Source organism: Pseudoxanthomonas sp. UTMC 1351, assembly GCF_040948865.1.
Taxonomy (GTDB): Bacteria; Pseudomonadota; Gammaproteobacteria; order Xanthomonadales; family Xanthomonadaceae; genus Pseudoxanthomonas_A.
The window spans coordinates 25,779-49,775 of sequence record NZ_JAVGJT010000025.1; the positions used below are offsets into that span (position 1 = coordinate 25,779).

24 protein-coding genes and 1 tRNA gene are annotated in these 23,997 nt (G+C 62.6%); 15 read left to right on the top strand and 10 right to left on the bottom strand.

What is annotated here, in order from left to right:
• Positions 1–187 precede the first annotated feature (187 nt).
• From AB6O04_RS16470 to AB6O04_RS16485, 4 genes are all read left to right on the top strand, one after another.
• Positions 188–1,672, top strand: a complete 1,485-nt coding sequence (locus AB6O04_RS16470) for an MFS transporter (protein WP_368565259.1) — start codon at positions 188–190, stop codon at positions 1,670–1,672.
• 36 nt (positions 1,673–1,708) lie between these two features.
• Positions 1,709–2,740 (top strand): glycoside hydrolase family 43 protein, encoded by a 1,032-nt coding sequence (locus AB6O04_RS16475; RefSeq protein ID WP_368565261.1) that lies wholly within the window; start codon positions 1,709–1,711, stop codon positions 2,738–2,740.
• Positions 2,730–3,569 carry an aldose 1-epimerase gene (locus AB6O04_RS16480; protein ID WP_368565263.1) on the top strand — a complete coding sequence of 280 codons (840 nt, stop codon included), beginning with the start codon at positions 2,730–2,732 and terminating at the stop codon, positions 3,567–3,569. The genes AB6O04_RS16475 and AB6O04_RS16480 overlap by 11 nt, the downstream gene beginning before the upstream one ends.
• Before the next feature lie 202 nt (positions 3,570–3,771).
• Positions 3,772–4,164, top strand: coding sequence for a GFA family protein (locus tag AB6O04_RS16485; RefSeq protein ID WP_368565264.1), 393 nt, complete (start codon positions 3,772–3,774; stop codon positions 4,162–4,164).
• 68 nt (positions 4,165–4,232) lie between these two features.
• On the opposite strand, the gene AB6O04_RS16490 is transcribed toward AB6O04_RS16485, so the two are convergent.
• A complete protein-coding gene (locus AB6O04_RS16490) occupies positions 4,233–4,607 on the bottom strand; it encodes a winged helix-turn-helix transcriptional regulator (protein ID WP_368565265.1) in 375 nt (124 codons plus the stop codon).
• 227 nt (positions 4,608–4,834) lie between these two features.
• Here AB6O04_RS16490 and AB6O04_RS16495 point away from each other — a divergent pair, with 227 nt between their 5' ends.
• Both AB6O04_RS16495 and AB6O04_RS16500 read left to right on the top strand, forming a co-directional pair.
• A complete protein-coding gene (locus tag AB6O04_RS16495) occupies positions 4,835–5,599 on the top strand; it encodes an SDR family oxidoreductase (protein WP_368565266.1) in 765 nt (254 codons plus the stop codon).
• The gene (locus AB6O04_RS16500; protein WP_368565267.1) at positions 5,523–6,539 is read left to right on the top strand and encodes an NAD(P)-dependent oxidoreductase; all 1,017 of its coding nucleotides are present in this window, start codon (positions 5,523–5,525) and stop codon (positions 6,537–6,539) included. Before AB6O04_RS16495 ends, AB6O04_RS16500 begins: the two co-directional genes overlap by 77 nt.
• Before the next feature lie 157 nt (positions 6,540–6,696).
• On the opposite strand, the gene arsJ is transcribed toward AB6O04_RS16500, so the two are convergent.
• The 5 genes from arsJ to AB6O04_RS16525 are packed head-to-tail and all read right to left on the bottom strand — an operon-like array spanning position 6,697 to position 10,926.
• A complete protein-coding gene (gene arsJ / locus AB6O04_RS16505) occupies positions 6,697–7,926 on the bottom strand; it encodes an organoarsenical effux MFS transporter ArsJ (RefSeq protein ID WP_368565268.1) in 1,230 nt (409 codons plus the stop codon).
• Positions 7,927–7,930: 4 nt separating this feature from the next.
• On the bottom strand, positions 7,931–8,938 hold the full coding sequence (locus AB6O04_RS16510; protein ID WP_368565269.1) for an ArsJ-associated glyceraldehyde-3-phosphate dehydrogenase: 1,008 nt from the start codon (positions 8,936–8,938) through the stop codon (positions 7,931–7,933).
• 48 nt (positions 8,939–8,986) lie between these two features.
• On the bottom strand, positions 8,987–9,481 hold the full coding sequence (locus AB6O04_RS16515; RefSeq protein ID WP_368565271.1) for an arsenate reductase ArsC: 495 nt from the start codon (positions 9,479–9,481) through the stop codon (positions 8,987–8,989).
• Positions 9,482–9,508: 27 nt separating this feature from the next.
• Positions 9,509–10,534 carry an ACR3 family arsenite efflux transporter gene (gene arsB / locus AB6O04_RS16520; protein ID WP_368565321.1) on the bottom strand — a complete coding sequence of 342 codons (1,026 nt, stop codon included), beginning with the start codon at positions 10,532–10,534 and terminating at the stop codon, positions 9,509–9,511.
• Between the two features lie 44 nt (positions 10,535–10,578).
• A complete protein-coding gene (locus tag AB6O04_RS16525) occupies positions 10,579–10,926 on the bottom strand; it encodes an ArsR/SmtB family transcription factor (protein WP_368565323.1) in 348 nt (115 codons plus the stop codon).
• 41 nt (positions 10,927–10,967) lie between these two features.
• On the opposite strand from AB6O04_RS16525, the gene arsH reads away from it, so the two are divergent.
• From arsH to AB6O04_RS16540, 3 genes are all read left to right on the top strand, one after another.
• A complete protein-coding gene (gene arsH, locus AB6O04_RS16530) occupies positions 10,968–11,765 on the top strand; it encodes an arsenical resistance protein ArsH (RefSeq protein WP_368565272.1) in 798 nt (265 codons plus the stop codon).
• Positions 11,766–11,772: 7 nt separating this feature from the next.
• Positions 11,773–12,192 (top strand): arsenate reductase (glutaredoxin), encoded by a 420-nt coding sequence (gene arsC / locus AB6O04_RS16535; protein ID WP_368565275.1) that lies wholly within the window; start codon positions 11,773–11,775, stop codon positions 12,190–12,192.
• Positions 12,193–12,616: 424 nt separating this feature from the next.
• Positions 12,617–14,593, top strand: coding sequence for a PhoX family phosphatase (locus AB6O04_RS16540; protein WP_368565277.1), 1,977 nt, complete (start codon positions 12,617–12,619; stop codon positions 14,591–14,593).
• 226 nt (positions 14,594–14,819) lie between these two features.
• On the opposite strand, the gene AB6O04_RS16545 is transcribed toward AB6O04_RS16540, so the two are convergent.
• A complete protein-coding gene (locus AB6O04_RS16545) occupies positions 14,820–15,416 on the bottom strand; it encodes an ABATE domain-containing protein (RefSeq protein WP_368565278.1) in 597 nt (198 codons plus the stop codon).
• 127 nt (positions 15,417–15,543) lie between these two features.
• Here AB6O04_RS16545 and AB6O04_RS16550 point away from each other — a divergent pair, with 127 nt between their 5' ends.
• Positions 15,544–16,479 carry an alpha/beta fold hydrolase gene (locus tag AB6O04_RS16550; RefSeq protein WP_368565279.1) on the top strand — a complete coding sequence of 312 codons (936 nt, stop codon included), beginning with the start codon at positions 15,544–15,546 and terminating at the stop codon, positions 16,477–16,479.
• Between the two features lie 529 nt (positions 16,480–17,008).
• Here AB6O04_RS16550 and AB6O04_RS16555 read toward each other — a convergent pair.
• Positions 17,009–17,085, bottom strand: a tRNA-Arg gene (locus AB6O04_RS16555).
• A gap of 77 nt (positions 17,086–17,162) precedes the next feature.
• On the opposite strand from AB6O04_RS16555, the gene AB6O04_RS16560 reads away from it, so the two are divergent.
• The gene (locus AB6O04_RS16560) at positions 17,163–17,789 is read left to right on the top strand and encodes a class I SAM-dependent methyltransferase (RefSeq protein ID WP_368565281.1); all 627 of its coding nucleotides are present in this window, start codon (positions 17,163–17,165) and stop codon (positions 17,787–17,789) included.
• A gap of 328 nt (positions 17,790–18,117) precedes the next feature.
• Complete coding sequence (gene ubiA / locus AB6O04_RS16565; protein WP_368565283.1) at positions 18,118–19,017, top strand: 4-hydroxybenzoate octaprenyltransferase; 900 nt, start codon at positions 18,118–18,120, stop codon at positions 19,015–19,017.
• 179 nt (positions 19,018–19,196) lie between these two features.
• Here the strand turns inward: ubiA and AB6O04_RS16570 are convergent, their stop codons facing one another.
• Together AB6O04_RS16570 and AB6O04_RS16575 are read right to left on the bottom strand one after the other, a co-directional pair.
• Positions 19,197–19,718 (bottom strand): hypothetical protein, encoded by a 522-nt coding sequence (locus AB6O04_RS16570; RefSeq protein ID WP_368565284.1) that lies wholly within the window; start codon positions 19,716–19,718, stop codon positions 19,197–19,199.
• A 33-nt stretch (positions 19,719–19,751) separates the two neighbouring features.
• Entirely contained in the window at positions 19,752–20,408 is a 657-nt protein-coding gene (locus tag AB6O04_RS16575) for a double zinc ribbon domain-containing protein (protein WP_368565324.1), read from the bottom strand.
• A 109-nt stretch (positions 20,409–20,517) separates the two neighbouring features.
• Between AB6O04_RS16575 and bioB the strand changes: the two genes are divergently transcribed.
• The 3 genes from bioB to bioH all read left to right on the top strand — a co-directional run bounded on the left by bioB (position 20,518) and on the right by bioH (position 23,843).
• Positions 20,518–21,606, top strand: a complete 1,089-nt coding sequence (gene bioB / locus AB6O04_RS16580; protein WP_368565285.1) for a biotin synthase BioB — start codon at positions 20,518–20,520, stop codon at positions 21,604–21,606.
• A 200-nt stretch (positions 21,607–21,806) separates the two neighbouring features.
• Positions 21,807–23,012, top strand: coding sequence for an 8-amino-7-oxononanoate synthase (gene bioF, locus AB6O04_RS16585; protein WP_368565287.1), 1,206 nt, complete (start codon positions 21,807–21,809; stop codon positions 23,010–23,012).
• Between the two features lie 57 nt (positions 23,013–23,069).
• Positions 23,070–23,843, top strand: coding sequence for a pimeloyl-ACP methyl ester esterase BioH (gene bioH, locus AB6O04_RS16590; RefSeq protein ID WP_368565288.1), 774 nt, complete (start codon positions 23,070–23,072; stop codon positions 23,841–23,843).
• Positions 23,844–23,997: the final 154 nt, after the last annotated feature.

Consider the following 23,997-nt stretch of genomic DNA (forward strand, 5'->3'; position numbering starts at 1 on the left):
GTCCACTCCGGCGCTTCGGCGTCGGGTGGACCGTCTTTTTCGGTGCGTGCTCATTAGTGACGTGCGGTGGCCAGATGCCAGGGCTTATCAATAAACCGGGATCGTGGAGGGCTGGTGGTACTTAGTTTTCGCGATTTAGCTCAGAATACTTTTCCGATATCCCGCCCGCCCTACGAAACCGACCTACATGCATAGCACCGCGGAAAAGCTTTCCATCACGGAAAAGGTCGGCTACAGCCTGGGCGACCTGGCCGCCAACCTGATCTTCCAGACGCTGGTGACGTTCCTGGCGTTCTTCTACACCGACGTGTACCGGATTCCCGCCGGAACAGCGGCGACGGTCATCTTCATCGTCGGTTTGCTCGGCGCTTTCGTGTTCACGCCGGTGGTCGGCGTCCTGGCCGATCGCACCCGCTCGCGCTGGGGCAAGTTCCGGCCGTGGATACTCTGGACGTCCATTCCATTCGGTGTGCTGGCACTGATGGCCTTCAGCACGCCGGACCTGGGTGAGCGCGGCAAGGTCATCTATGCGGCGAGTACCTACACATTGCTGGTGCTGGTGTACGCCGCCAACAACCTGCCTTATTCCGCGCTGAGTGGCGTGCTGACCGGCAGCATGGAACAGCGCAATAGCCTGTCCGCGTACCGGTTTGTCGCGGTAATGATCGCGCAGTTCATCATCCAGGCGCTGCTGCTGCCGCTGGTGCTGATCCTGGGCGGCGGCGACAAGGTGAAAGGGTTCGAGAACGCCATGACGCTGTTCGCGGTCATCGGCACCGTGTTTTTCCTGATCACTTTCTTCACCACGCGCGAGCGTATTGTCCCCACGGCGGAGCAGTCGGCCGGCGTGATGCAGGACCTGGCCGATTTGGTGCGCAATCGCCCTTGGCGGATCGTGCTGGCGATCACCATCCTGGTGTTCATCACCCTGGCGCTCAAGGGTGGCATGTACGTCTACTACTTCCAGTACTACCTCAGCGAGGCGGAACTGGCGAAGTTCCTGCAGAGCGTTGGCTTCAATAGTTTCATTGCCGGATTGAATGCGGTGCTCACCAGCGCGGGACTGACCGAGTTCCAGTGGCCGGACGATCCCGCCACGTCTGCCTTCAGTCTGTTCAACGCGGGGGGCATCATCTGCATGATCATCGGCATCGGCTTTTCCAAGCCATTGGCCGACCGCTTCGGCAAGCGCGATGTATTTGGTGGGGCGCTGTTCCTGTCCACCCTGTTCCTGCTGGCGTTCTATATCTACTCGCCCGAGTCCATCTGGCTGGTGTTTGTCTCGCAGATCCTGCACGGCTTCTTCTACGGCATCACCATTCCGCTGCTCTGGGCGATGATCGCCGACGTGGCGGACTATTCGGAATGGAAGAACAACCGCCGCGCCACTGCGATCATCTTCTCCGCGATGCTCTGCGGTTTGAAGATCGGCCTTAGCGTCGGCAGTGCGCTGGTGGCGGGCATCCTGGCGTACTACAGCTACGACGCAGGCGCACCAGCGCAGTCGCCGCAAGTGGTGGACGGCATCCGCCTGGCTGTCAGTGTGTACTGCTCGACGCCCTTCTTGTTGGCGGTGGCCTTGCTGTTCCTGTACGAGATCAACAAACCCATGGAAACGCGCATCGAGCGCGAACTGGGCGAACGTAGGTTGCAGGCTGGCGCCGCGTCCTGATTCCTTTAATCAATGTTTGAAACGGATAGAACCCCCATGACCGCTGAACCGGCCACCGTTGAACCGGAAACCGTCGACCTGGAAGCGCTGGCTGCCAAGGCCATCTCGCAACCGTTGGTGACGCACATCTACACCGCCGATCCGTCGGCGCACGTGTTCAACGGACACATCTACGTCTATCCCTCGCACGACATCGATGCTGGGATCCCGTTCAATGACAACGGCGATCACTTCGGCATGGAGGACTACCACGTACTGCGCATGGACTCGCCCGATGGCGAAGCCGTGGATTGCGGCGTGGCGTTGCATGTCAAGGACGTGCCGTGGGCCAAAAGGCAGCTGTGGGCGCCGGATGCCGCCTGCAAGGACGGCCGCTATTACCTGTACTTTCCCGCCAAACGTGCCGACGGCATCTTCCAGATTGGCGTGGCGATTGGCGATCATCCGGCTGGTCCGTTCGTGGCGGAACCAGAAGCCATCCAGGGCAGCTACTCGATCGACCCGGCGGTCTTCGCCGACGATGACGGCGAGTACTACCTGTACTTCGGCGGCATCTGGGGTGGACAGCTGCAGAAGTACCGCGACAACCGTTTCGACGCCAACCATGAAGAACCCGCTGGCGACGAACCGGCGCTAGGTCCGCGTATGGGCAAGCTGCGGCCGGACATGAAAGAGTTCGCCGAAGAGCCGCGGGAAATAATCGTGCTGGACGAAAACGGTCAGCCGCTGAAAGCAGGCGACCACGCGCGGCGCTATTTCGAAGGCCCGTGGATTCACAAGCACCTCGGCAAGTACTACTTCTCGTACTCCACCGGCGACACCCACCTGTTGTGCTACGCCGTGGGCGACAACCCCTACGGTCCCTTCATCTACCAGGGCGAGATTCTCAAGCCCGTGGTCGGCTGGACCACGCACCATTCGATCTGCGAATTCGAAGGCAAGTGGTATCTCTTCTATCACGACTCCCTGCTATCCGGCGGCGTGACCCACCTGCGTTCGGTCAAGTGCACCGAGCTGCATCACGACGAGCAAGGCAGAATCCAGACCATCGATCCGTATGGCGCGTGACGCCTCGCGCGACGCGCCACCGGCAGATGCCACGGCGCCCATCGTGCCGGGTCCATTGATCACCATTGCAAACGAGCACCTTACGGTCGACATCGCGGCGCAAGCCGGCGGTCGCATCGCGCAGATCACCTATCGTGGGGTCGAACAACTGATTGGCCCCGACGACGGCGCGCCGGCCATGATCGCGTGGGGCGGCTATCCCATGGTGCCGTGGGCAGGTCGCATCCGGCACGGCCGCTTTCGTTTCGACGGACGCGACTACCAGCTTCCGCTAAACCTGCAAGAACACGCGATCCACGGTGTGGCGTTCGGCCTGCCGTGGCAGATCGACGCGCACACCGACCACCGCGCCGAACTCTCGCTACCACTTCCACAAGATGCGCGCTGGCCCTTTGGCGGCACAGCAAGGCAGACGATTGAAGTGAAGCAACAGCGGCTGGAGATGAAGCTGTCTCTCCAAGCCGGAACACAAGCCATGCCCGCCGTCATCGGCTGGCATCCCTGGTTCCGCAAACCCGACTGTATCGAGTTTACTCCCACCGCCTACTACCCACGCGACCACGAAGGCATCGCCACCCTTCCACTCGCGCCACCACCGCCAGCACCGTGGGACGACTGCTTCATCAACGAAACCGAAGTCATCACCCACCGCGCCGACCAGAAACTGCGCCTGACTTCAAACTGCGTCCACTGGGTTGTTTACGACGAGACCCAACACGCCACTTGCATAGAACCCCAAACCGGCCCACCGGATGCGTTCAATCTTGAGCCGAGGGTGCTGCTGCCCGGTGAGATGTTGGAGGCTTGGTTTTTGTTGGAGTGGGTTTGAACAACTTACTCTTGCTCGTCATGACCCGCCATTCGGCTGTTGAAAATCAACTCCCGCGTAGGCGGGAAGCGTTTTCAAACCGCCGCATGGCGGGTCATTCGGCGACTTAAACGCATTGAAAAACGAAAGACACTAGCCTCCCGCCTTCGCGGGAGTGACGATAAAAGTTGAGTTGTTCAGGCCTTCCTAGAGGAGACGCAACATGGAGCGATTCACCGGCGGTTGCCTGTGCGGCGATGTTCGAATCGTGGCGTCGGGGCTCCCATACCGGGTTGGGATTTGCCATTGTCTCGACTGCCGAAAACATCATGGCGCGCTTTTTTATGCTGCGGCGATCTTCTCTCAAGACGCGGTGACGATCGAGGGCGAAACACGCGATTACGCCGGGCGGCATTTCTGTCCGCGCTGTGGTTCATCGGTTTTCGCGCGAAGCGGAGACGAGATTGAAGTGCACCTGGGAACGCTGGATGCGCCTGATCAATTGATGCCGACTTACGAGAGCTGGACCATTCGTCGCGAGTCTTGGTTGCCGGCGTTTCCGCTTAAGAGGCGATATGAGCGTGATCGTGAGGCTGCGGGGCGGGTTGAGGAATAGGTCGTAGGATGGGTCGAGCTGCGCTCGACCCATCCTACGTCGGACCGCGAGCATCCGCTTCGCGGGCGCTAGTCTGGTGAGGCTTCTTCCGCCGCTTTCACCTTCGTCTTCTCCGTCCGCTGCTGGTGCTTCTTGCCCCACTCGCCCAGCGGGGCGAGTGCCTGGTCGAGCTCGGCGCCTTCAGGCGTGACCGAATATTCGACGCGCGGCGGTACCTGGTGAAACACCTCGCGGTGGATGATGCCGTCGGCCTCCATTTCGCGCAGGTGTTGGATCAGCATCTTCTCGCTGATCTCCGGCTGCAGTCTTTTCAGTTCGCCGAAGCGGCAGGGCTGCGCTTGGTGGATTTGCCAGAGCAAAAGTGCCTTCCATTTGCCACCGATCACTGCGAGCGCGGGACCCAATCCGCAGCTTTCCGGCAATTCTTTTTGCTTCTTGGCCACGGAACGCTCCAATTCTGAGGAATTGGTGGGTACCTTACTTTTTTGTCTGTACTTGCGCAATCGAAAGTGCCTGCCTAAGGTGCGCTCCAGGACGCTGGAGCATGCGGGCAGAAGGCAGCGGCAAAGCCTTCACTGGCTCCGTTTCTCGCGCGGAAAAAAGCGGCCGCTTCCAACAACTTCAAACAGACACACCGCGGCGCCCTTCGCGCCGGGACAAAGGAAAATTCATGAGCAGATTTCACGGCAAGAAGGCGGTCGTCATCGGCGGCACCCATGGCATGGGATTGGCGGTAGCGCAGGCGCTCATCGACGGAGGCGCCGAAGTGCTGATCACCGGGCGCAATGAAAAGAACATCGCGGATGCTCGCCAGGCACTTGGCGGCAGCGTGCATGCGGTGCGGTCCGATATCGCCAGCATGGACGAAGTCGCCTCGCTCAGCGCGGAAGTGCAGCGGAAGCTCGGCAAGATCGATTTCCTGCACGTGAACGCCGGCGTGTCGGAGCTGGAACCGTTCGACCAGGTCACTGAAGCGTCTTACGACCGCCAGTTCAACATCAACACCCGGGGCGCATTTTTCACCACCCAGCGCCTGGTTCCGCTGATCAAGGAGGGCGGTGCGATCGTCTTCACCTCGTCGATCGCCGAGGATTCCGGCATCGCCGGCATGGCCGTGTATTCCGCCAGCAAGGCGGCGTTGCGCGCCTTCGGCAAGGTGCTGGCATCGGAACTCCTTCCGCTAAAAATCCGCGTCAACGTGGTGAGCCCCGGCTTCATCGACACGCCGACCATGGGCGTGGCCGGCGCCTCGGCGGAAGAGCGTGCCGCCTTCATGAAGATCGGCGACGAGGTGACACCGATGAAGCGCCACGGTACGCCAGAAGAAGTGGCGCGCGCTGTGTTGTTCCTCGGCTTCGATGCCACCTTCACCACCGGCGAGCGGATCAAGGTCGACGGCGGCTTGGGCCAGGATCTGTCGCCGGCCATGGGGTGAACAAGAACGCCGCACAGCTCTCGCCGCGCAACTTCACGATCAAATCAAACAAGGAAAACAAATGTCCGACGTATCCGTCATAGGTCTTGGCGCCATGGGCTCGGCCCTGGCCGAGGCGCTCTTGAAAAACGGCCTCAGCGTCACTGTGTGGAACCGTTCGCCGGCCAAGGCCGAGGCGCTGGTAGCCAAAGGCGCCGTCGCCGCCGCGAGCGTCAAGGAGGCCGTCGAAGCGAGCAAGCTGGTGATCGCCTGCCTGCTGGTTTACGACACTGTGTATGAGGCGTTCGAGCCGGCGAAGGATGCGCTTGCCGGCCGCACACTCGTCAACCTCACCAATGGCACGCCGGCGCAAGCCCGTGAGATGGCGCAATGGGCAGCCGCGCAGAGCGCCGACTATCTCGACGGCGGCATCATGGCGGTTCCGCCGATGATCGGCCAAGCCGAGGCGCTGATTCTTTACAGCGGTGCGCACGCAGCGTTCGAGGCGCACGAGAAAGCGCTCGGTGCGTTGGGAACGGCCCGATATCTCGGCGGCGACGCCGGGCTGGCACCGTTGCACGACATCGCCTTGCTCACCGCCATGTACGGCCTGTTCTCGGGCGTCACGCACGCCTTTGCATTGACCGGGTCGGAAAAAGTGCCGGCGGAAAAATTCCTGCCGATGCTGACTGATTGGCTCGGCGCGGTCATGACATGGCTGCCCGACATGGCACGGCGTATCGACAGTGGCGACTACCGCAAAGATGTCGTCTCCAACCTCGAGATGCAGGCGGCGGCCTTCGACAACTTCATCGTGGCCAGCGAGGGCCAGGGAGTCAGCCCCGAACTGATCGCGCCGATGTTCCAGCTTCTGAAAAGAGCCGTCGCATCGGGCTATGGCGATGCCGACCAGGCGAGCCTGGTCGAGATGATCAGGACCAGGCCGCAGGTGGCGGGCTGAAGATGCGACCCAGCGCCAACTTCAGGTGGACCTGATTGGCGCGATTCCAGAGGTCGTGAAATCCATCGCCCCGGACCACGGCGTACTCGCCTGGTGCCAGCCGCCCGGCACTGATTCCAGGCCGCGCAGGAAATCGGGTTCCCTTCCAAAAAAGCAGTCACTTGGCAGACTCAAATACCTCTTTCTTATGACGAGGGAGTGCTATCGAAATCAGCGCGGCGGCGGTAACCATCAGCGCTGAAATCACCAGGCAAGCGCCTATCCCCGCTACCTGGAAAACCCAGCCGGACAACACAGTCCCGGTCAGTCGCCCCAGCGCATTGGCCATGTAGTAGAAGCCGACGTCGAGTGAGACTCCATCTTCCGTTGCATAACTCACGATCAAGTAGCTGTGCAGCGACGAGTTGATGGCGAACAGCACGCCGAAGATCAGCAACCCGGTGATCAGGACAACTTGCGCCGACTGTCCTTGCGCCATCAGCAGCGCCATCACGGCAGGCACCACGGCCAGGATCGCCGCCCACCCGAATGCGGCACGGCCGTCGGGTAGCCTGCCGCTCCGCTTGCCGGTGAAATACGGCGCGAACGACTGGACGATGCCGTAGCCGATCACCCACACCGCCAGGAACCCGCCGATCTTCCAGAAGTCCCATCCAAGCTGGGTGGCCAGGAACACCGGCAGCGCGACCACGAACCAGACGTCGCGCGCACCGAACAGGAACAAGCGGGCCGCTGACAGGAGGTTGATGGCGCGGCTCTTGGACAAGATGTCGCGAAACTTCGGTTTGCTCTTGGCCTTGCCCAGATCGCGTTTGAGCAGCGCAAGGCTGAGCAGCCACACCACCAGCAGGGCACCCGCCATGATCGCTACCGCGGGGGCAAACCCCACCCACGTGAGCAAGGCGCCTCCAAGGAAGAACCCGATGCCCTTGAGCGCATTCTTCGAGCCCGTCAGCGCCGCCACCCAGCGGAACAGCATGCCCTGCTGATCGCCCGGTACCAGCAGCTTGATGCTGCTCTTGGCGCTCATCTTGTTCAGATCCTTGGCGATGCCCGACAACGCCTGCGCGGCCATCACCCAGACCACCGTCAGCCAGGCGGCAGGCACCAACAGCATTGACAGAGCAACCACCTGCAGTGCCAAGCCGATGTTCATCGTGCGGTTCAGGCCGATACGCGCGCCCAGCCAGCCACCTACCAGGTTGGTGATGACGCCGAAGATTTCGTAGAACAGGAATAGCAGCGCTACTTGCAACGGGCTGTAGCCCAGCTCGTGGAAATGCAGCACCACGAGCATGCGCAACGCACCATCGGTCAGCGTGAATGCCCAATAGTTGCCTGTGATCAGCAAGTACTGGCGGACATCGGGCGAGAGGCGGGCGAGCATTGGATCAGTGATCCGCCTTGCCCACGAATTGCACCAGTTCCGCGGTGCGATTCACATAGCCCCACTCATTGTCGTACCAGGCGTAGATCTTCACCTGGGTACCGTTGATCACCATCGTGGACAGCGCATCGACGATGCTCGAACGCGGATCGGTCTGATAGTCGATAGACACCAATGGGCGTGTCTCGTAACCCAGGATCCCCTGGAGTTCGCCTTCCGCTGCGTCGCGCAGGAGCTGGTTGACCTCTTCGACCGTGGTGGGGCGTTCAACCTCGAACACGCAGTCGGTCAGCGAGGCATTGGTGAGCGGCACGCGCACCGCGTGTCCGTTCAAACGTCCTTTCAGCTCTGGAAAGATCTCGGCGATGGCGGTGGCCGAGCCGGTTGAGGTCGGAATCAGGCTGCTGCCGCAGGAACGGGCGCGACGCAAGTCCTTGTGCGGCGCATCCACGATCACCTGGGTGTTGGTCAGGCTGTGGATCGTGGTCAAGCTACCGTGGCGAATGCCGATCTTTTCGTGAACCACTTTGACCACCGGCGCGAAGCAATTGGTCGTGCAGGAGGCCGCCGAGACAATGCGATGCTGCTTCGGATCAAAACGCTCGTGATTCACGCCCATCACGATGTCCAGCGCACCAGCGGATTTGATGGGTGCGGTCACCACCACGCGCTTCACTCCTTGGTCCAGGTATGGCTGCAGTACGTCCGGCTTGCGGAACTTGCCGGAGCTTTCGATAACCACGTCGCAGCCCGACCAGTCGGTGGCGGCGATGTCCTTGTTGTGGGTCACCGGAATGTGGACGCCGTCGATCACGATGGCGTCGCCATCGGCTATGGCCTCGTGATTCCAGCGTCCATGCACGGAATCGAAGGTCAACAGGTGCGCCAGTGTCACGGCATCGCCGGCCGGGTCGTTGATCTGCACGAACTGAAGGTCGGGGTTACCCCAGGCGGCGCGCAGCGTCAGGCGCCCCATGCGGCCGAAGCCGTTGATGCCAACTCGAATGGTCATGGAAAAGTTCTAGTGGGAGAAAGAAGGAACGTGCGATAGCACCGATGCTCAGGAGGCGCGGCCTATGTCACGGACGTGGGTTTCAAGTACGAGACGGTCGATGGCTTCCACCTTCAAGGCCAGCAACAGTGAGATCCGGTGTTGCAGCAGACGCAGAGCAGTGGTGAAAGCGTGGTGGACGTGTTCGGGTGAACCGGACGTCGCCGCCGGATCTTCGATGCCCCAGTGCGCAGTGATCGGATGACCGGGCCAGACCGGGCAGGTTTCGCCCGCGGCCTTGTCGCACACCGTGATGACCAGATCCATCTCCGGTGCTTCCGGTGCCGCGAACTCGTCCCAGGGCTTGCTGCGCAGCGCGTCCGTCGGCAAACCGGCTTCTTGCAGGATCTGCAAGGTCATCGGGTGCACTTCACCGCGGGGCTGGCTGCCGGCGCTGTAGGCCTGGAAGCGCTCCTTGCCCAGCTGGTTGGTGAGCGCCTCGGCCATGATGCTGCGGGCCGAGTTGCCCGTACACAGGAACAACAGGTTGTAGCGGCTAGCCATAAGCGATTCCTTTAGACAGAAGGGAGTTCAGGCGCGGGCTTCGTACCAGCCCTTGGAGGCGTTGACGATGCGTACTACGGACAACATGACGGGGACCTCGACCAGCACGCCGACTACGGTGGCCAGCGCGGCGCCGGAGTGAACACCGAACACGCTGACCGCCGTGGCCACGGCCAGTTCGAAGAAGTTGCTGGCGCCGATCAGTGCCGAGGGGCCGGCCACGCAGTGAGCCACGCCGAAGCGGCGGTTGAGCCAGTACGACACACCGGCGTTGAAATAGACCTGGATCAGGATCGGCACCGCCAGCATCGCGATGATCAACGGCTGATCCACGATCTGCTGGCCCTGGAAGCCGAACAGCAGCACCAGCGTGACCAGCAAGGCGCCCAGCGAAACCGGTCCCAGGCGTTTCAGTAGTGCCTGCAGGGCGGCCTCGCCGCCGCGGTGCAGCACCCAGCGGCGCAGCAGGGCCGCGAGCACCACCGGCACGATGATGTACAGGCCCACCGACAGCAACAGCGTCGACCAGGGCACGGTGATCGAGGAGATGCCCAGCAACAAGCCGACGATGGGGGCAAACGCCACCACCATGATCATGTCGTTCAAGGCCACTTGGCTGAGCGTAAACCGTGGCTCACCGTTGCACAGGTGGCTCCAGACGAACACCATCGCCGTACACGGCGCCGCAGCAAGCAGGATCAGGCCTGCCACGTACGAGTCGAGCTGTGCGGCCGGCAGGTACGGCGCGAACACATGGCGGATGAAGAGCCAGCCCAGCAGTGCCATCGAAAATGGCTTGACGGCCCAATTGACGAACAGGGTGACGCCGATGCCTTTCCAGTGCTGCTTCACTTGGCCCATGGCGGCGAAGTCGATCTTCAGCAGCATCGGAATGATCATCAGCCATATCAGTATCGCCACGGGCAGATTGACCTTGGCCACCTCCATCGCACCCAACGCGGCGAAGCCAGCCGGGAACAGATAGCCCAAGCCGGTGCCTACGGCGATGCACAGCGCTACCCACAGCGTCAGGTGGCGCTCGAAACCGCCCATACGCTGGGACAGCGAGGCCTGGTCTGTCGTGGTGGCGGCTTGGTTCATGTGTTGGCGTCCTTCGACCCAACCACTTTTTTCGCAGCGGGCATGCATGCCGCTTCGGGCTGGCCGCCGCAGCAGTTGCGGGTGAGGAAGGCGATCAGCTCGTTCATCGCGCTGAAGTCGGCGCGATAGCAGATGTAGCGGCCACACTGTTCGCCCTGGATCAGGCCGGCGGCGCTCAGTTCTTTGAGGTGGAACGACAGCGTGGCGCCGGGCAGCGTCAGCGCGTCGGCGATATCACCGGCCATGCGGCCTTTGGGGCCCGCCTCGACAAGTAGGCGGAACACCGAAAGCCGGGTGGCGTGGCCGAGGGCGGCCAAAGCAAGGGTTGCGTTCTTTATTTCCATTTTTCTAGAATAGTCAAACATAACTAAGCTAGCAAGCCCACATGACAGCAGAACGACTGCCCCACATCGCCTCTGAAGCGCTGGACATCCCGGATCGATACAAGCTGGGTTTGACCGGTGCCGACCACCCGCCACGCATCCTGATTCTCTACGGCTCGCTGCGTCCCCAGTCCTACAGCCGCAAGCTGGCCCTGGAAGCAGAGCGGCTGCTGCAACACTTTGGCGCCGAAACGCGGGTGTTCGATCCGCATGAACTGCCACTGCTGGATAGCGTGGGTGCCGACCACCCCAAGGTGCAGGAACTGCGTGCCTTGTCGCAGTGGTCGGAGGGACAGGTCTGGGTCAGCCCGGAGCGGCACGGCACGATGACCGCGGCGTTCAAGAACCAGATCGATTGGCTGCCGTTGGAGGACGGCGGCATGCGCCCGACCCAAGGGCGGACATTGGCGGTGATGCAGGTGTGTGGTGGCTCGCAGTCGTTCAACGTGGTCAACGCGCTACGCGTGTTGGGGCGCTGGATGCGCATGGTCACCATCCCCAACCAGTCCTCGGTGGCCAAGGCCTGGCAGGAGTTCGACGACAACGGGCGCATGAAGCCTTCTTCGTACTACGACCGTGTGGTCGACGTGATGGAAGAACTGGTCAAGTTCACTTTGCTGGTGCGTGATCGCAGTAGCTATCTGACCAGCCGCTATAGCGAACGTAAGGGTGATCTCTTGGCGCGGGCACTGGCCGGAGCTTCCGGGTCTGTCGAAGCCAAGCCGACACCGGTGGTCGCGGCTTCCGTGGCGATAGAGCCGGTGCTTCCGGCGAACCGCAGCTGCTGCGCCAGTTGCTGAGGCCCTCATGGACACCGTCATCTATCACAACCCCGCCTGCGGCACGTCCCGCAATACGCTGGCCTTGATCCGCCATGCGGGCATCGAGCCGACGATCATCGAATACCTGAAACATCCCCCGTCGCGGGAGCGCTTGGTTGAGTTGATCGCCGGCGCCGACATGACGGTGCGGGAAGCCATACGCCAGAAGGGCACGCCCTATCTGGAGCGCGGCCTGGACGATTCATCGCTCGGTGATGATGCGTTGCTGGATGCCATGCTGGCCGAACCCATCTTGATCAACCGCCCCTTCGTGCAGACGCCCAAGGGGATCCGCCTCTGTCGCCCGTCGGAAGCGGTACTGGATCTGCTGCCGCCCGTTACCCGACCTTTCGTCAAGGAGGATGGCGAAGTAGTCATCGACGAAACCGGACGCCGGGTCCGTTGATCCCCTGCGAGCGTCTCAACGCAGAGTGCCTCTGCGTGGGACTCCGAGGCCTTTCAGCAAGTTTTCTGTTCCACGATGGGCTCTCCAGCTCGCTGTGAGCTGCTGAAAGAGCGTTGCCCGCACGTATTCGCCTCCGCACCGGTGTTCGTCTCGGCCAGACAGAACGCAAGGATGTCTGTGCTTGTCGAGGCGATCGAGTCGTCATGTATCTGGCCCGTGGCCAGCGTGCGACAGAAAGCGCTCCAAACAAGACGAGAGCAGCGCACCGCTCCGAGGCTGTTTCTTTCTGCCTGATTGGTCACAGCGAAGTCATCTGGTTGTAATCCGAACGCCATCGAATCTTCGTACGGGCCTCCTAGGCTCGCACACTCCCTGCGTCGGCAGGCAGTGCCGGCGTTACCCAGCCCCCCGCGAGGTAATCCCCATGAGTGAACAGAAGCCGCTCGTCCCCTATAGCGAAGACGATTTCGACCACGAGGACAGCAATCGGTCTGAAAATCCGCACTTCAGCGACGTGCTCGCCAACCATCTGGATCGCCGCCAATTGTTGAAAGGCGGGCTCGGCCTGGCCGTGACCGCCGGATTGTTTTCACATGCCGGGTTGAGCGAGGCATCTGTTGCGCGGCCCGACCCACGCCCTGATCACCTTCGCCCTGGCCGAGGCAAGCCGCTAGGCTTCACGGCCGTTGCCGTCAGCCGGGCCAACACGGTCGTGGTACCTCCGGAATACAACTTCGACATCATTCTGCCGTGGGGCGAGCCGATCACCGGCCGTTATCCGGCTTACCTCGACGGCGGCCTCAACAGCGGCGCGGACCAAGAACAGCAAATGGGTATGCACCACGACGCGATGCACTACTACCCGATGTCGCGCGGCCCCATTCAGGGCAGCCGCCACGGCCTGTTGGCTATGAATCACGAGTACATCGACACCGACGCCGCCCATCCCACCGGCGCCACCTGGATTGACGGCGTGCGTGACCGCGACCAGGTTCGCAAAGAGATCGCCGCGCACGGCGTGAGCGTCGTCGAAATCGTCCGCGTTGGCGACAAATGGCGCACGGTACGTGGCCGCTACAATCGCCGCATCACCGCCGCCACCCGCATGGAAATCGCCGGTCCCGCGCGTGGCCATCGCAACCTGCGTACCGCCTACAGTCCGGCCGGCACGCATACTCGCGGCACGATCAATAATTGCGCCCATGGCGTCACGCCGTGGGGCACTTACCTCACCTGCGAGGAGAACTGGGCGGGCTATTTCGTCAACCGCGGCACGCGCCCGCGCGAACATTCGCGCTATGGGGTCTCGGCCACCGTGGGGCGCTATGGGTGGGAAAGCGTCGAGGACCGCTTCGATGCCACCAGCAAGGCCGGCAGCGCCACGCAGGATTATCGCAACGAGCCCAACCATTTCGGTTGGATCGTCGAGATCGATCCGTTCAACCCGCGCAGCACACCCATCAAACGCACGGCCCTGGGCCGCTTGGCGCACGAGGGTGTGGTGTTTGCCAAAGCTCGGCCGGGCCGTCCGTTGGTGGCTTACATGGGCGATGACGCGCAGAACGAATACATCTACAAATTCGTCAGCAAAGATCCTTACATCCCCGGTCGTGCCAACGGTCGCTTGCTGGACAGCGGCACTCTTTATGCCGCCCGCTTCCATGACGATGGCAGAGGCGAATGGCTGGCGCTGGATATTGAGGACCCGGCCTTCCGCGCAGCGGCGGCGGCCAAAGGCGTCGAGTTCGCCGACCAAGGTGACGTGCTGATCAACACACGCTTGGCCGCCGATGTCGTCGGCGCCACGCGCATGGACCGGCCCGAATGGGGTGCGATCGATCCGCACAGCGGCTGGGTGTATTTCACCCTCACCAACAACAGCACTCGCGGCACGGCGTTTCCGGTCGATGAAGTCAATCCGCGCGGGCCCAATCCGCACGGCCATATCGTCCGTTTCCTTGAGCAGCGCGGCCGCGCTGAAACACGTACTTTCGTGTGGGATCTATTCCTGCTCAGCGGCCATGAACGCGACAGCCTGGATCCGAACGGCCATGCGCTCACCGCCGACAGCATCCACGCCAGCCCAGACGGCCTGTGGTTTGATCCCAACGGCCTGCTATGGATTCAAACCGACATGAGCGGCAGCCAACTCAACAGCGGTCCATTCGGCAATAACCAGATGCTGGTGACCAACCCGAAGACCGGCCAGCTCAAGCGTTTTCTCGTCGGCCCTGCAGGGTGTGAGGTCACCGGAGTCACCGCGACGCCCGACCAGCGCACCATGTTCGTGAACATTCAACATCCAGGCGAAGATGGCGGCGTGTGGCCGGCCGGAGGTTTGAAAGCCCGATCCGCGACCATTGTGGTGACCAGGAAAGACGGCGGCGTGATCGGAACATAGAAGCCGACATCCGCATTGGATAATCCCTATGAGTATTTGCGGGAGCCGTTGAGCTCCCGCACAAAAGGGACGAAACAGGACGCAACCTGATCTTGCGACTCAACCTGCTCGCATTCTCTTTGATCGCCGGTGAAACATTGTGGGGTTACCACGGGCCAAGTGAGCCGATGCTCAAGTGGTGACCCCTCCGGCCGCCACGCTTGGCACGCATCCGACTCAGCTCATTTCATTCCGCATGGCTGCGCTTCCGAAACTGCGCCGCCTTATGCCGATTGCCGCATTGGGCCATGCTGCACCAGCGCCGCTTGTGCGACTTGGTGCGGTCGTAGAACCACAGGATGCAGTCAGGGTGCTCGCACTGCCTCACCAAGGCGAAGTCACCTTCCACGAGCAGCTGGGCTGCCGCTTCGGCCACAGGGCCGAGCAGCGACGCGGAGCCGTCGCCCCGTCGGATGCGGGTCAACGCCAACCCGCCAGTGTCATCGCGCTGCAGAAGCGGGGACGTCTGATAGGCCTGCAGGTAGTGATTGAGGGCATCGACGGCCACCGGCCCACCCGCCTTGCGTGCGGAGATCGCCTCCCGCACTGCGTCCCTCAGCTCGCGGCCACGCACTAGCAGACTCGTCGGGGTCTCATTGCCTGCGTTCTCGGCCGCGACGCCCTGCCGCACCAGCCATCGGTGCACATCCTCAGCTGTCGCCCAGTAGTCCACCGCTTGGCCCTGGTTCCGGGCCTCGGTGTTGAGCAGGTCCAACGCCAAGTGGTCGCCTACTTGGGGGGCTTCAGGTATGCCAGCGCTTTCTTGCGGAGCCGTGGCGCTCATGAAAGTAACCTTCAAAATAACTATTGACAGGTTATCACGGCCAGAGCAGACTGCGTCAAAGTAACCTTTAATGTTGTATTTAGAAGGTTACGTAATCCAGCATTCTCACCTGTCGCGAGAACCCGTCATGAGCCTCAAAAGCCTTCTCCTTGCTGCCGCTACGTTGGGCAGCACACTGCCGGCCGCAGCGGCCGAGCCCGCCACGCAAATCCACTACCGCACCGCCGACATCCAGGGCGTCAACGTCTTCTACCGCGAAGCCGGACCGGCGGACGCCCCTGCCGTCCTTCTGCTCCACGGCTTCGGTGCCTCCTCCCACATGTTCCGGGACCTGATCCCTGTCCTGGCGCAGCGCTACCGCGTGATCGCCCCCGACTTGCCGGGCTTCGGGCAGACGACGATCAAGCAGGGCGTCGCGTTCGACTACACGTTCGACAACGTGGCCACGGTCATCGACGCCTTCACGGTTGAAAAGGGCCTGGATCGCTATGCGATCTACGTGTTCGATTACGGCGCGCCCGTCGGCTGGCGCCTGGCCGTGGCGAATCCCCTGAAGATCACCGCCATCGTGAGCCAGAACGGCAACGCCTACGAAGAAGGCCTGAGCGAAGGCTGGGCCGACATGCGCAAGGCCTGGGACGACCCGACGGCCGAGAACCGCGAAGCGCTGCGCCGCTTCAACGCGCCGGACATGATCCAGTGGCAGTACACCGAAGGTGTCCGGGACACCTCGCTGATCGCGCCGGAGAGCTACCAGCTGGCGTCGGCGGCGATCGCGCGCATCGGTGTCGAACCGCAGATGGACCTGCTGCTGGACTACGGCAGCAACCTCCGGCAGTACCCGCAGCTGCATGCATTCTTCCGCCAGTACCAGCCGCCGACGCTCGCGATCTGGGGCAAGAACGACCCGTTCTTCATCCCCGCCGGCGCCGAAGCCTATAAGCGCGACAACCCGAAGGCCGAAGTGCGCTTCCTCGATACAGGCCATTTCGCCATCGAAACCCATGGCGGCGAGATCGCGACGCGCATGCTCGAGTTCCTGGATCGCAACATTGAGCGGTGAGCGTGGTTCGCAAGGAAGGACGTTGGGATGTACTACCTGATCACCAGGACAAGGATGTCCGCCTTGGTCTTGGATTCAACCGATCTATGCAACGGTTTGTCGATACCGCTGATGTGTCATAGCCTGCCGCCTTCCTGGGCCGCTCGTTCAGCTGCCTTGCCACTGCATCGAGCTTGGAACGTTGCGTCAGGCCCGAATACGAGCGCGTGAGAGGCTCCTGCGTCACTCAGGTTTAGACCAGGGAGCGCTTCTGTGCGCCTGCCTGACGGGCATCAATGCGCTGCGCGTCAGCGCTCTGCCATTGCGGACGTTAATGGCGCGCCTGGCGGCTTAAAGGATGAGCTTGTGTTCTGATGGCGCCATTCCTGGGCGCATTCAATTGCTTAAATTCCCGTCGTGGCGGGCAGCACGCCTCGAAGGGGATGCAAACTAGTAAAAGGCGACAATTCAACGCGTGTGACCGCTAAAAAGTGAGAATTCCTCTCACCAATTGAAAGTGGGCCAATAGCGATCGCTAAAAAGCGGAAGATGGCGCGCCCGGAGGGATTCGAACCCCCGACCAATGGCTTCGGAAGCCACTACTCTATCCGGCTGAGCTACGGGCGCACGGGAGGCGCATTCTAACGGGAATTGCGCTGCTTGGCTCATTTACTGTTTCGCTGGTAGTAAGGAGGAGCGCGAGGATGAGTACCGACCGGGATACCGTGCAGTCGTATGATGCGGCCGCGGCGGAGTACGCTGCCGAGGCCGCGGCGATGCCTGAATGGGTCGCGACAGAGATCGATGCGTTCGCGACCGAGCTGGGTCGTTCGGGCAGGGTGCTGGAGATCGGAAGCGGTGGCGGGCGAGATGCGCTTGAGCTTGAGAAGCGGGGGATTAGCGTCCGGCGCACCGACATTGCCAAGGGTTTCGTCGAACTGCTTCGCGAGCGTGGTTTCGAGGCCGACCTGTTGGACCCGCTGACCGACGACCTGGCTGACCCGCAGCGTCCCGGTACGCCGTACGACGGAATATGGGCATGTGCCTGTCTTATTCACGTCGCGCGCGCGGATTTCGGCACGGTGCTTGGGCGGCTTGCCGAGGCAACCCGGACCGGTGGGCGACTGCACGCCTCAGTTAGAGAGGGCGATGGCGAGGATGTATCCACGCACGGCAGCGCTGCAGCGCCTCGGCGCTACGTCGAGACGTACTGGCGCGAGCCTGCCCTGCGGTCCGCACTCACAGACGCCGGTTGGATCGTCAGCGAGGTGCGTCGGTGCGTCGGAAGACCCGATGATCGGTGGCTGAGCGTTCGGGCTAGCCGGGCATGACGCATAACAGGGCCGTAAGTGGCACCAAGCGGAAGAAGATCGAACTTCCGGTTCTGTTCGAGTGCCGAAACTGAGGCGCTACCGTTTCGCTGCGGTTTTTGAATCGGTTCCGGACCTACCTGCGTGCATGCGTTAGTGACGGCCTGCTGTGTGGTATCTCGCGGATAGCTTGCCCATATGACGCATATGACGCCGCGGATTGGCCTCCGAGCCAAGGCGCGAGGAGGAGGCATAGCGGGGCTATGTAACGACGAGCAACGCCGGATCGGGGGCCAAGACCTAGTCAGATGGGTAAGCTATTCGCGAGATACCACACCAGGCTTTCCGGATGAGCTACGAACGTTACGAAACGCCGCAGGCGCCGCGCTGGCGGGAGCGATTGGGTCTGTACTGGAAGCTGGTGCGCGGCGACCGGCCGATTGGCGTGCTGTTGCTGCTGTGGCCGACCTGGTGGGCGTTGTGGTTGGCCTCGGGCGGCGTGCCGCCGATGTGGACGCTGTTCGTGTTCACTGCGGGCGTGTGGCTGACCCGCTCGGCCGGCTGCGTGATCAACGACTACGCCGACCGCTGGCTTGATCCGCAGGTCGAGCGCACCATGGGCCGGCCGTTGGCGACCGGCGCGGTGTCCGGCCGGGAAGCGCTGCTGCTGTTCGCGGTGCTGATGATCGTGGCGTTCGCGTTGGTGCTGACGCTGAACCGGCTGACGGTGTACTTGAGTTTCGCGGGGTTGTTCCTGGCTGCCAGCTATCCCTATCTGAAACGCTATACCTACCTGCCGCAGGTCTATCTGGGTCTGGCGTTCGGCTGGGGGATTCCGATGGCCTTCGCCGCCGTGCAGGGCGAAGTGCCGACACTGGCCTGGGTGCTGTACTGCGCCAATATCCTGTGGGCGACGGCTTACGACACTTGGTACGCCATGGTGGACCGCGAGGACGACATCCGCGCTGGCTCCAAATCCACCGCGATCCTGTTCGGCGACATGGATCTGCCCATCCTGGGTGTGCTGTACGCGCTGGTGTTCCTGGCGCTGTATCTGGTCGGCCGCCAGGCGGGGCTAGGCATGTACTACTGGGCCGGGATAGCGATAGCTGCGCTGTTGGCTGCCTATGAATTCGTCATTGCACGCGGCCGTGGGCGGGAGGCGTGCTTCCGCGCGTTCCTGCACAACAACTGGATAGGCGCTGCGGTGTTTGCGGGGATCGTGCTGGAGTTCGCGCTGGGGACGTAGGCTTTTCCACGCCAGGTGCCAGATTCGTCATCCCGGCGCAGGCCGGGACCCAGCGCCTTGCGCTCAGCTAAAAAGAAAAGTCGCCAGGTCCCGGCCTGCGCCGGGATGACGAATCCCAGCATCTCTTCCTGGTTCTACGAAGATGAAGGACATTCCGCCGCCCAAGCCGCGCAACTGACCTACGGTTGCTTCAACATCTTGGGTTCCTTGATGCCGGTCAGCTGGCCGTAAAGACGGTCGCGCTCGGCGCGCTCGACGCTGGTCAGCTGCATCGATTCGGAAAATGCACCGGCAATGTGCGCTTCGAAGATGATCCGGCCGTCCTTGACCCAGGTGCCGATCTTGCCGACGTTTTGGCCGGTGACGGTTTGGATCCGTTGCTGCGCATCGGCGCGGAACGCGAACTGGAGTGCCGGGGAACCGGAAATTGGATCGTACGCCCGGGTGATGCCTGCGATGTCGGCAGAAGTCATCAGCGGGTGGCGTTGCAGATATAGCGTCGTCTGCGGAGGTGCGCGCCGAAACTCCTCGCAGCCCAGACAAGGCTCAACGGACGCGATGCGGAATTCGAGTCCAGGCTTTGGCGGTACCGGCGGTTCGACCAGGGTTTGTGGTGCGCAACCGGCCAACAAGACGATGCTCGTCAATCCAGCTATGCGCAGACCGGCGACCCATCCACGAAAAGCATTTGAAGTGGGCATTGGGGTTCCTGTGTAGAGGGCTCAGAGGGCGGATCACTGCACCCGTGCGCAAACCCATGCGTCGACACGGGCCACACCTGCCTTGCGTAGTGTCTTGGCTGCCGCATGCAGGGTAGCGCCGGTGGTCATGACATCGTCGATCAACACGATATGACGGGGCAGGGCCGCGGGATCGGGCACGGCGAAGGCGTTCTTCAGATTGCGGCGGCGGGCGGGCGCATCCAGCTCCGATTGCGGCGCGGTATCGCGGGTGCGGCTCAAAGCGCTGGTCAACAGCGGGATGTCCAACGCCTGTGCCAGTGCCTTCGACAATTCCACCGCCTGGTCATAGCCGCGCCGGCGCAGTCGCGCGGCGTGCAGCGGAACAGGTACCAGCGCTTCCGGGCGATCGGCAGCCGCCAGGCCCTCTGCCATCAGCTCCGCCAGCAACCGGCCAGCGGCCAGATCGTGGTGAAACTTGAAACGAGGCACCAGACGGTCCAGCGGAAAGCCGTAAACCAAAGCCGCGCGGGTTTCAGTCACCGGAGGAGGTGATTGCAGGCAGGCACCGCAGGTGCCCGGGTGCGGCAACGGAAGAGCGCATTGGCTGCAGGCGGTGGCGTTCCAGGGCAGTCCACGGCGGCAGTTAGTACACAGATCGTTGCTGTTGTCGCCACGTTCGCCACACAACAGGCATCGCGGCGCCAGCATGGCAAGGCTGGTGGCGCGCAGCCACCTGTCAACTTTAAAAGCTTCCATGCGGTTGACAGTCTTGCTTCCGGTTTCCAGACTTGCCCGACTTTACCTCCGCGAGGCCGCGATGTCCGCCCCAGCCGCACTTCTTTCACCCGGCCCGACGCCGGTCTTGCGCCACGACTGGCAGCGCGCCGAACTGCTGGAGCTGTTCGATCTGCCGTTCCCCGAACTGCTGCACCGTGCCGCCAGCGTGCACCGCCAGCATTTCGATCCGGCCGAAGTGCAGGTCTCGACACTGCTGTCGGTGAAGACCGGCGGCTGCCCCGAGGATTGCGCGTACTGCCCGCAGGCGCAGCGCTACAACACCGGCGTACAGGCGCAGAAGCTGATGGATACCGAACAGGTGCTGGAGAAGGCGAAGCAGGCCAAGGCTGCCGGGGCGTCGCGCTTCTGCATGGGCGCGGCATGGCGCTCGCCCAAGGACCGCGATATTCCCAAGGTCGCCGAGATGATCCGTGAAGTGAAGGCGCTGGGGCTGGAAACCTGCGCCACGCTGGGCATGTTGAATGCCGACCACGCGCAGGCGCTGAAGAGCGCCGGGCTGGACTACTACAACCACAACCTGGATACGGCGCCGGATTTCTACGGCGAGATCATCCACACCCGCGAGTACCAGGACCGCCTGGATACGCTGGAAAACGTCCGCGATGCCGGCATGAAGACCTGCAGCGGCGGCATTGTCGGCATGGGCGAATCGCGCGAGCAGCGCGCGGGTCTGCTGCAGGCGCTGGCCAACTTGCCGGCGCATCCGGATTCGGTGCCGATCAACCGCTTGGTGCAGGTAGCCGGCACGCCGCTGCACGGCACCACGGAGCTGGACCCGTTCGAATTCGTCCGCACGATTGCGGTAGCTCGCATCACCATGCCCCAATCCATGGTGCGATTGTCGGCTGGGCGCGAAAGCATGAGCGATGAGCTGCAGGCGCTATGTTTCGCGGCGGGGGCCAACTCCATTTTCTATGGCGAGAAGCTGCTGACCACCGGCAACCCGGATACCGAACGCGATCAGGCGCTGTTCGCGCGCCTGGGCCTGCGGCCGATGCCGTTGCAGGCTCAAAATGTGCACGCCGATCACAGAATCGATGTGCCCGGCAGCGGTACGGTGCACGCGGACATCACCGAACCCACCCCGCAATGCGGGCGGGCGGCGTAAGAACCTGTTCTCGATCTGCTGCGCTCGGCAGTCGGCCGTGAACAAGTTCGAAGTCGGGTTGTGCTCAGGGGGAAAGACCAGCTGACGTAGCCGCCTCCGTGCACTCATGGGGGCGACATCCCGTCGCCGGTCTGGTCGCCTGTCGCACTACCGTCACCGTGCGCGCCGACCCTTCCTACTTTGCTAGATGCTTATTCATCATGACCCGCCTCGATCTGCTTGAACGTGTCCAGGCCCAGCGCCAGCAGCGCATCGCCCAGGGGCGCCAACGCGTGCGCCGCGTCATCACGCGCCGCGATGGAGTGCGGGTGGAAGTGGCGGGACGCTGGCTGATCGAGTTCGCCAGCAACGACTATCTTGGCTTGGCGCAGCAGTTCGAAGTGGTCAGCGCCCTGCAGGACACCGCCGCACGCGAAGGCGTCGGCGCGGGCGCTTCCCACCTGATCACCGGGCACCACGCCGCGCATGAAGCGCTGGAGCGCGAGGTCGCCGAATGGCTGGGGTACCCGCGAGGTTTGCTGTTCGGTAGCGGCTACATGGCCAACTTGGCCGTGCAGCAGGCGCTGCTGGAAGACGGCGACGTTTGCGTGCAGGACCGGCTCAACCACGCCAGCCTGCTGGATGCCACGCGCTTGGCGGGCTGCAAGCTGCGCCGCTATCCGCATCTGGATCCGGAAGGCGCGTTGCGCCAGCTCAAGCAGGCGCCCGAGGGCGCGGCCATGCTGGTAACCGACGGCGTCTTCAGCATGGATGGCGATGTGGCGCCGTTACGGGCACTGAGCCTGGTGGCGCGCATGCAGCAGGCGCTGTTCTATGTGGATGACGCGCACGGTGTTGGTCTGCGTGGACCGGACGGACGCGGCAGTGTGGCCGAAGCGCGCATGGGCGTCACCGATGTCCCGTTGCAACTGGTCACGCTGGGCAAGGCACTGGGCGGTTACGGCGCGGTGGTGGTGGGCGACGATGCATTGATCCAGCACCTGGCGGAAACGGCGCGACCCTACATCTTCACCACCGCGTTGCCCGCGGCCCAGGCCGCTGCAACACGCGTGGCGGTCAAGTACGCGCGCCGCGATCATTGGCGCCGAGAGAAACTGCAGGGCTTGATCGATCGTTTCCGTACCGCCGCCCAGCGCAAGGGCCTGCAGCTGATGGCATCGGAATCGCCTATCCAGCCGGTGCTATGTGGCGCCGACAGCACGGCGATGGCATTGTCCGCCGCGTTGGAAAGCGCTGGCTATCTGATACCCGCAATTCGGCCACCCACGGTGCCCGAAGGCAAGGCGCGGCTGCGAGTGACGCTTTCAGCGCTGCACTCGCCGCAGGACGTCGATGGCATGGTCGAAACAATGGCGCGCTCCTGGGAAGCGGTGCAGCGGGTGCACGGCGCGGCAGCGGTGGCGTAACCATCGGCATCCGCATCGTCGACGCCGGTACCGCCGCATATCGGCGACAATACCGGCATGCATATTGAAGTCGTAGGCAGCGGCGCGCCGCTCGTGTTGATTCATGGCTGGGCATTGCACGGTGGCGTATTTGCGCCGCTGGTCGAGCGATTGTCCGATAGCTTTCAACTGCATCTGGTCGACCTGCCCGGCCACGGTCACAGCCGCGAAAGTCTCACGCCACTGACATTGGACGCATGCGCTCAGGAAATCCTGGCGCAGACGCCGCCCGCGGTGTGGCTGGGTTGGTCGCTAGGTGGCTTGGTCGCTCTACATGCGGCCGCGCGTTCTTCCCAAGTGCGTGGACTGGTGATGATCGCGGCAACGCCGCGCTTCGTGCGTGGTGCGGATTGGCCGCATGCAGTAGAGCCTTCGGTGTTCCTGCAGTTCGGCAATGAATTGCAGCAGGACTACCGCGGTACTTTGGAGCGTTTCCTGGCGCTGGATACGATCGGCTCGGAACACGCGCGCGCCGAGCTCCGTACGTTGAAGGAAACTCTGTACGCCCGCGGCGAACCTGCACCGTTGGCGTTGCAGCAAGGATTGGAACTGCTGGAAGACAGCGACCTGCGCGCGGACCTATCGGCATTGTCGGTGCCGAATCTGTGGATCTCAGGCCGACGCGATCGCCTGGTGCCGCCGGACGGCATGCGCGAAGCGGCGACACACGCGTCACAAAGCCGCTACGTGGATATTGCCGGCGGTGGGCACGCGCCATTCCTGGGCCAGGCGGATCAAGTGGCGCTGGAGATTCGTGGGTTTATGGATGCGTCACTTGTGGGAGCGACGTGAGTCGCGACCGGGATCCCAAAGCTTTTGGACACGGATTAATGCGGAAAACGCGGATAAAGCATTGAATGTTTCTATCCGTGTTTATCTGCGTTAATCCGTGTCTAAGAGCTTTAATACCGATCGTCGTGACTGACATCGGTCCTACAACAGTCAA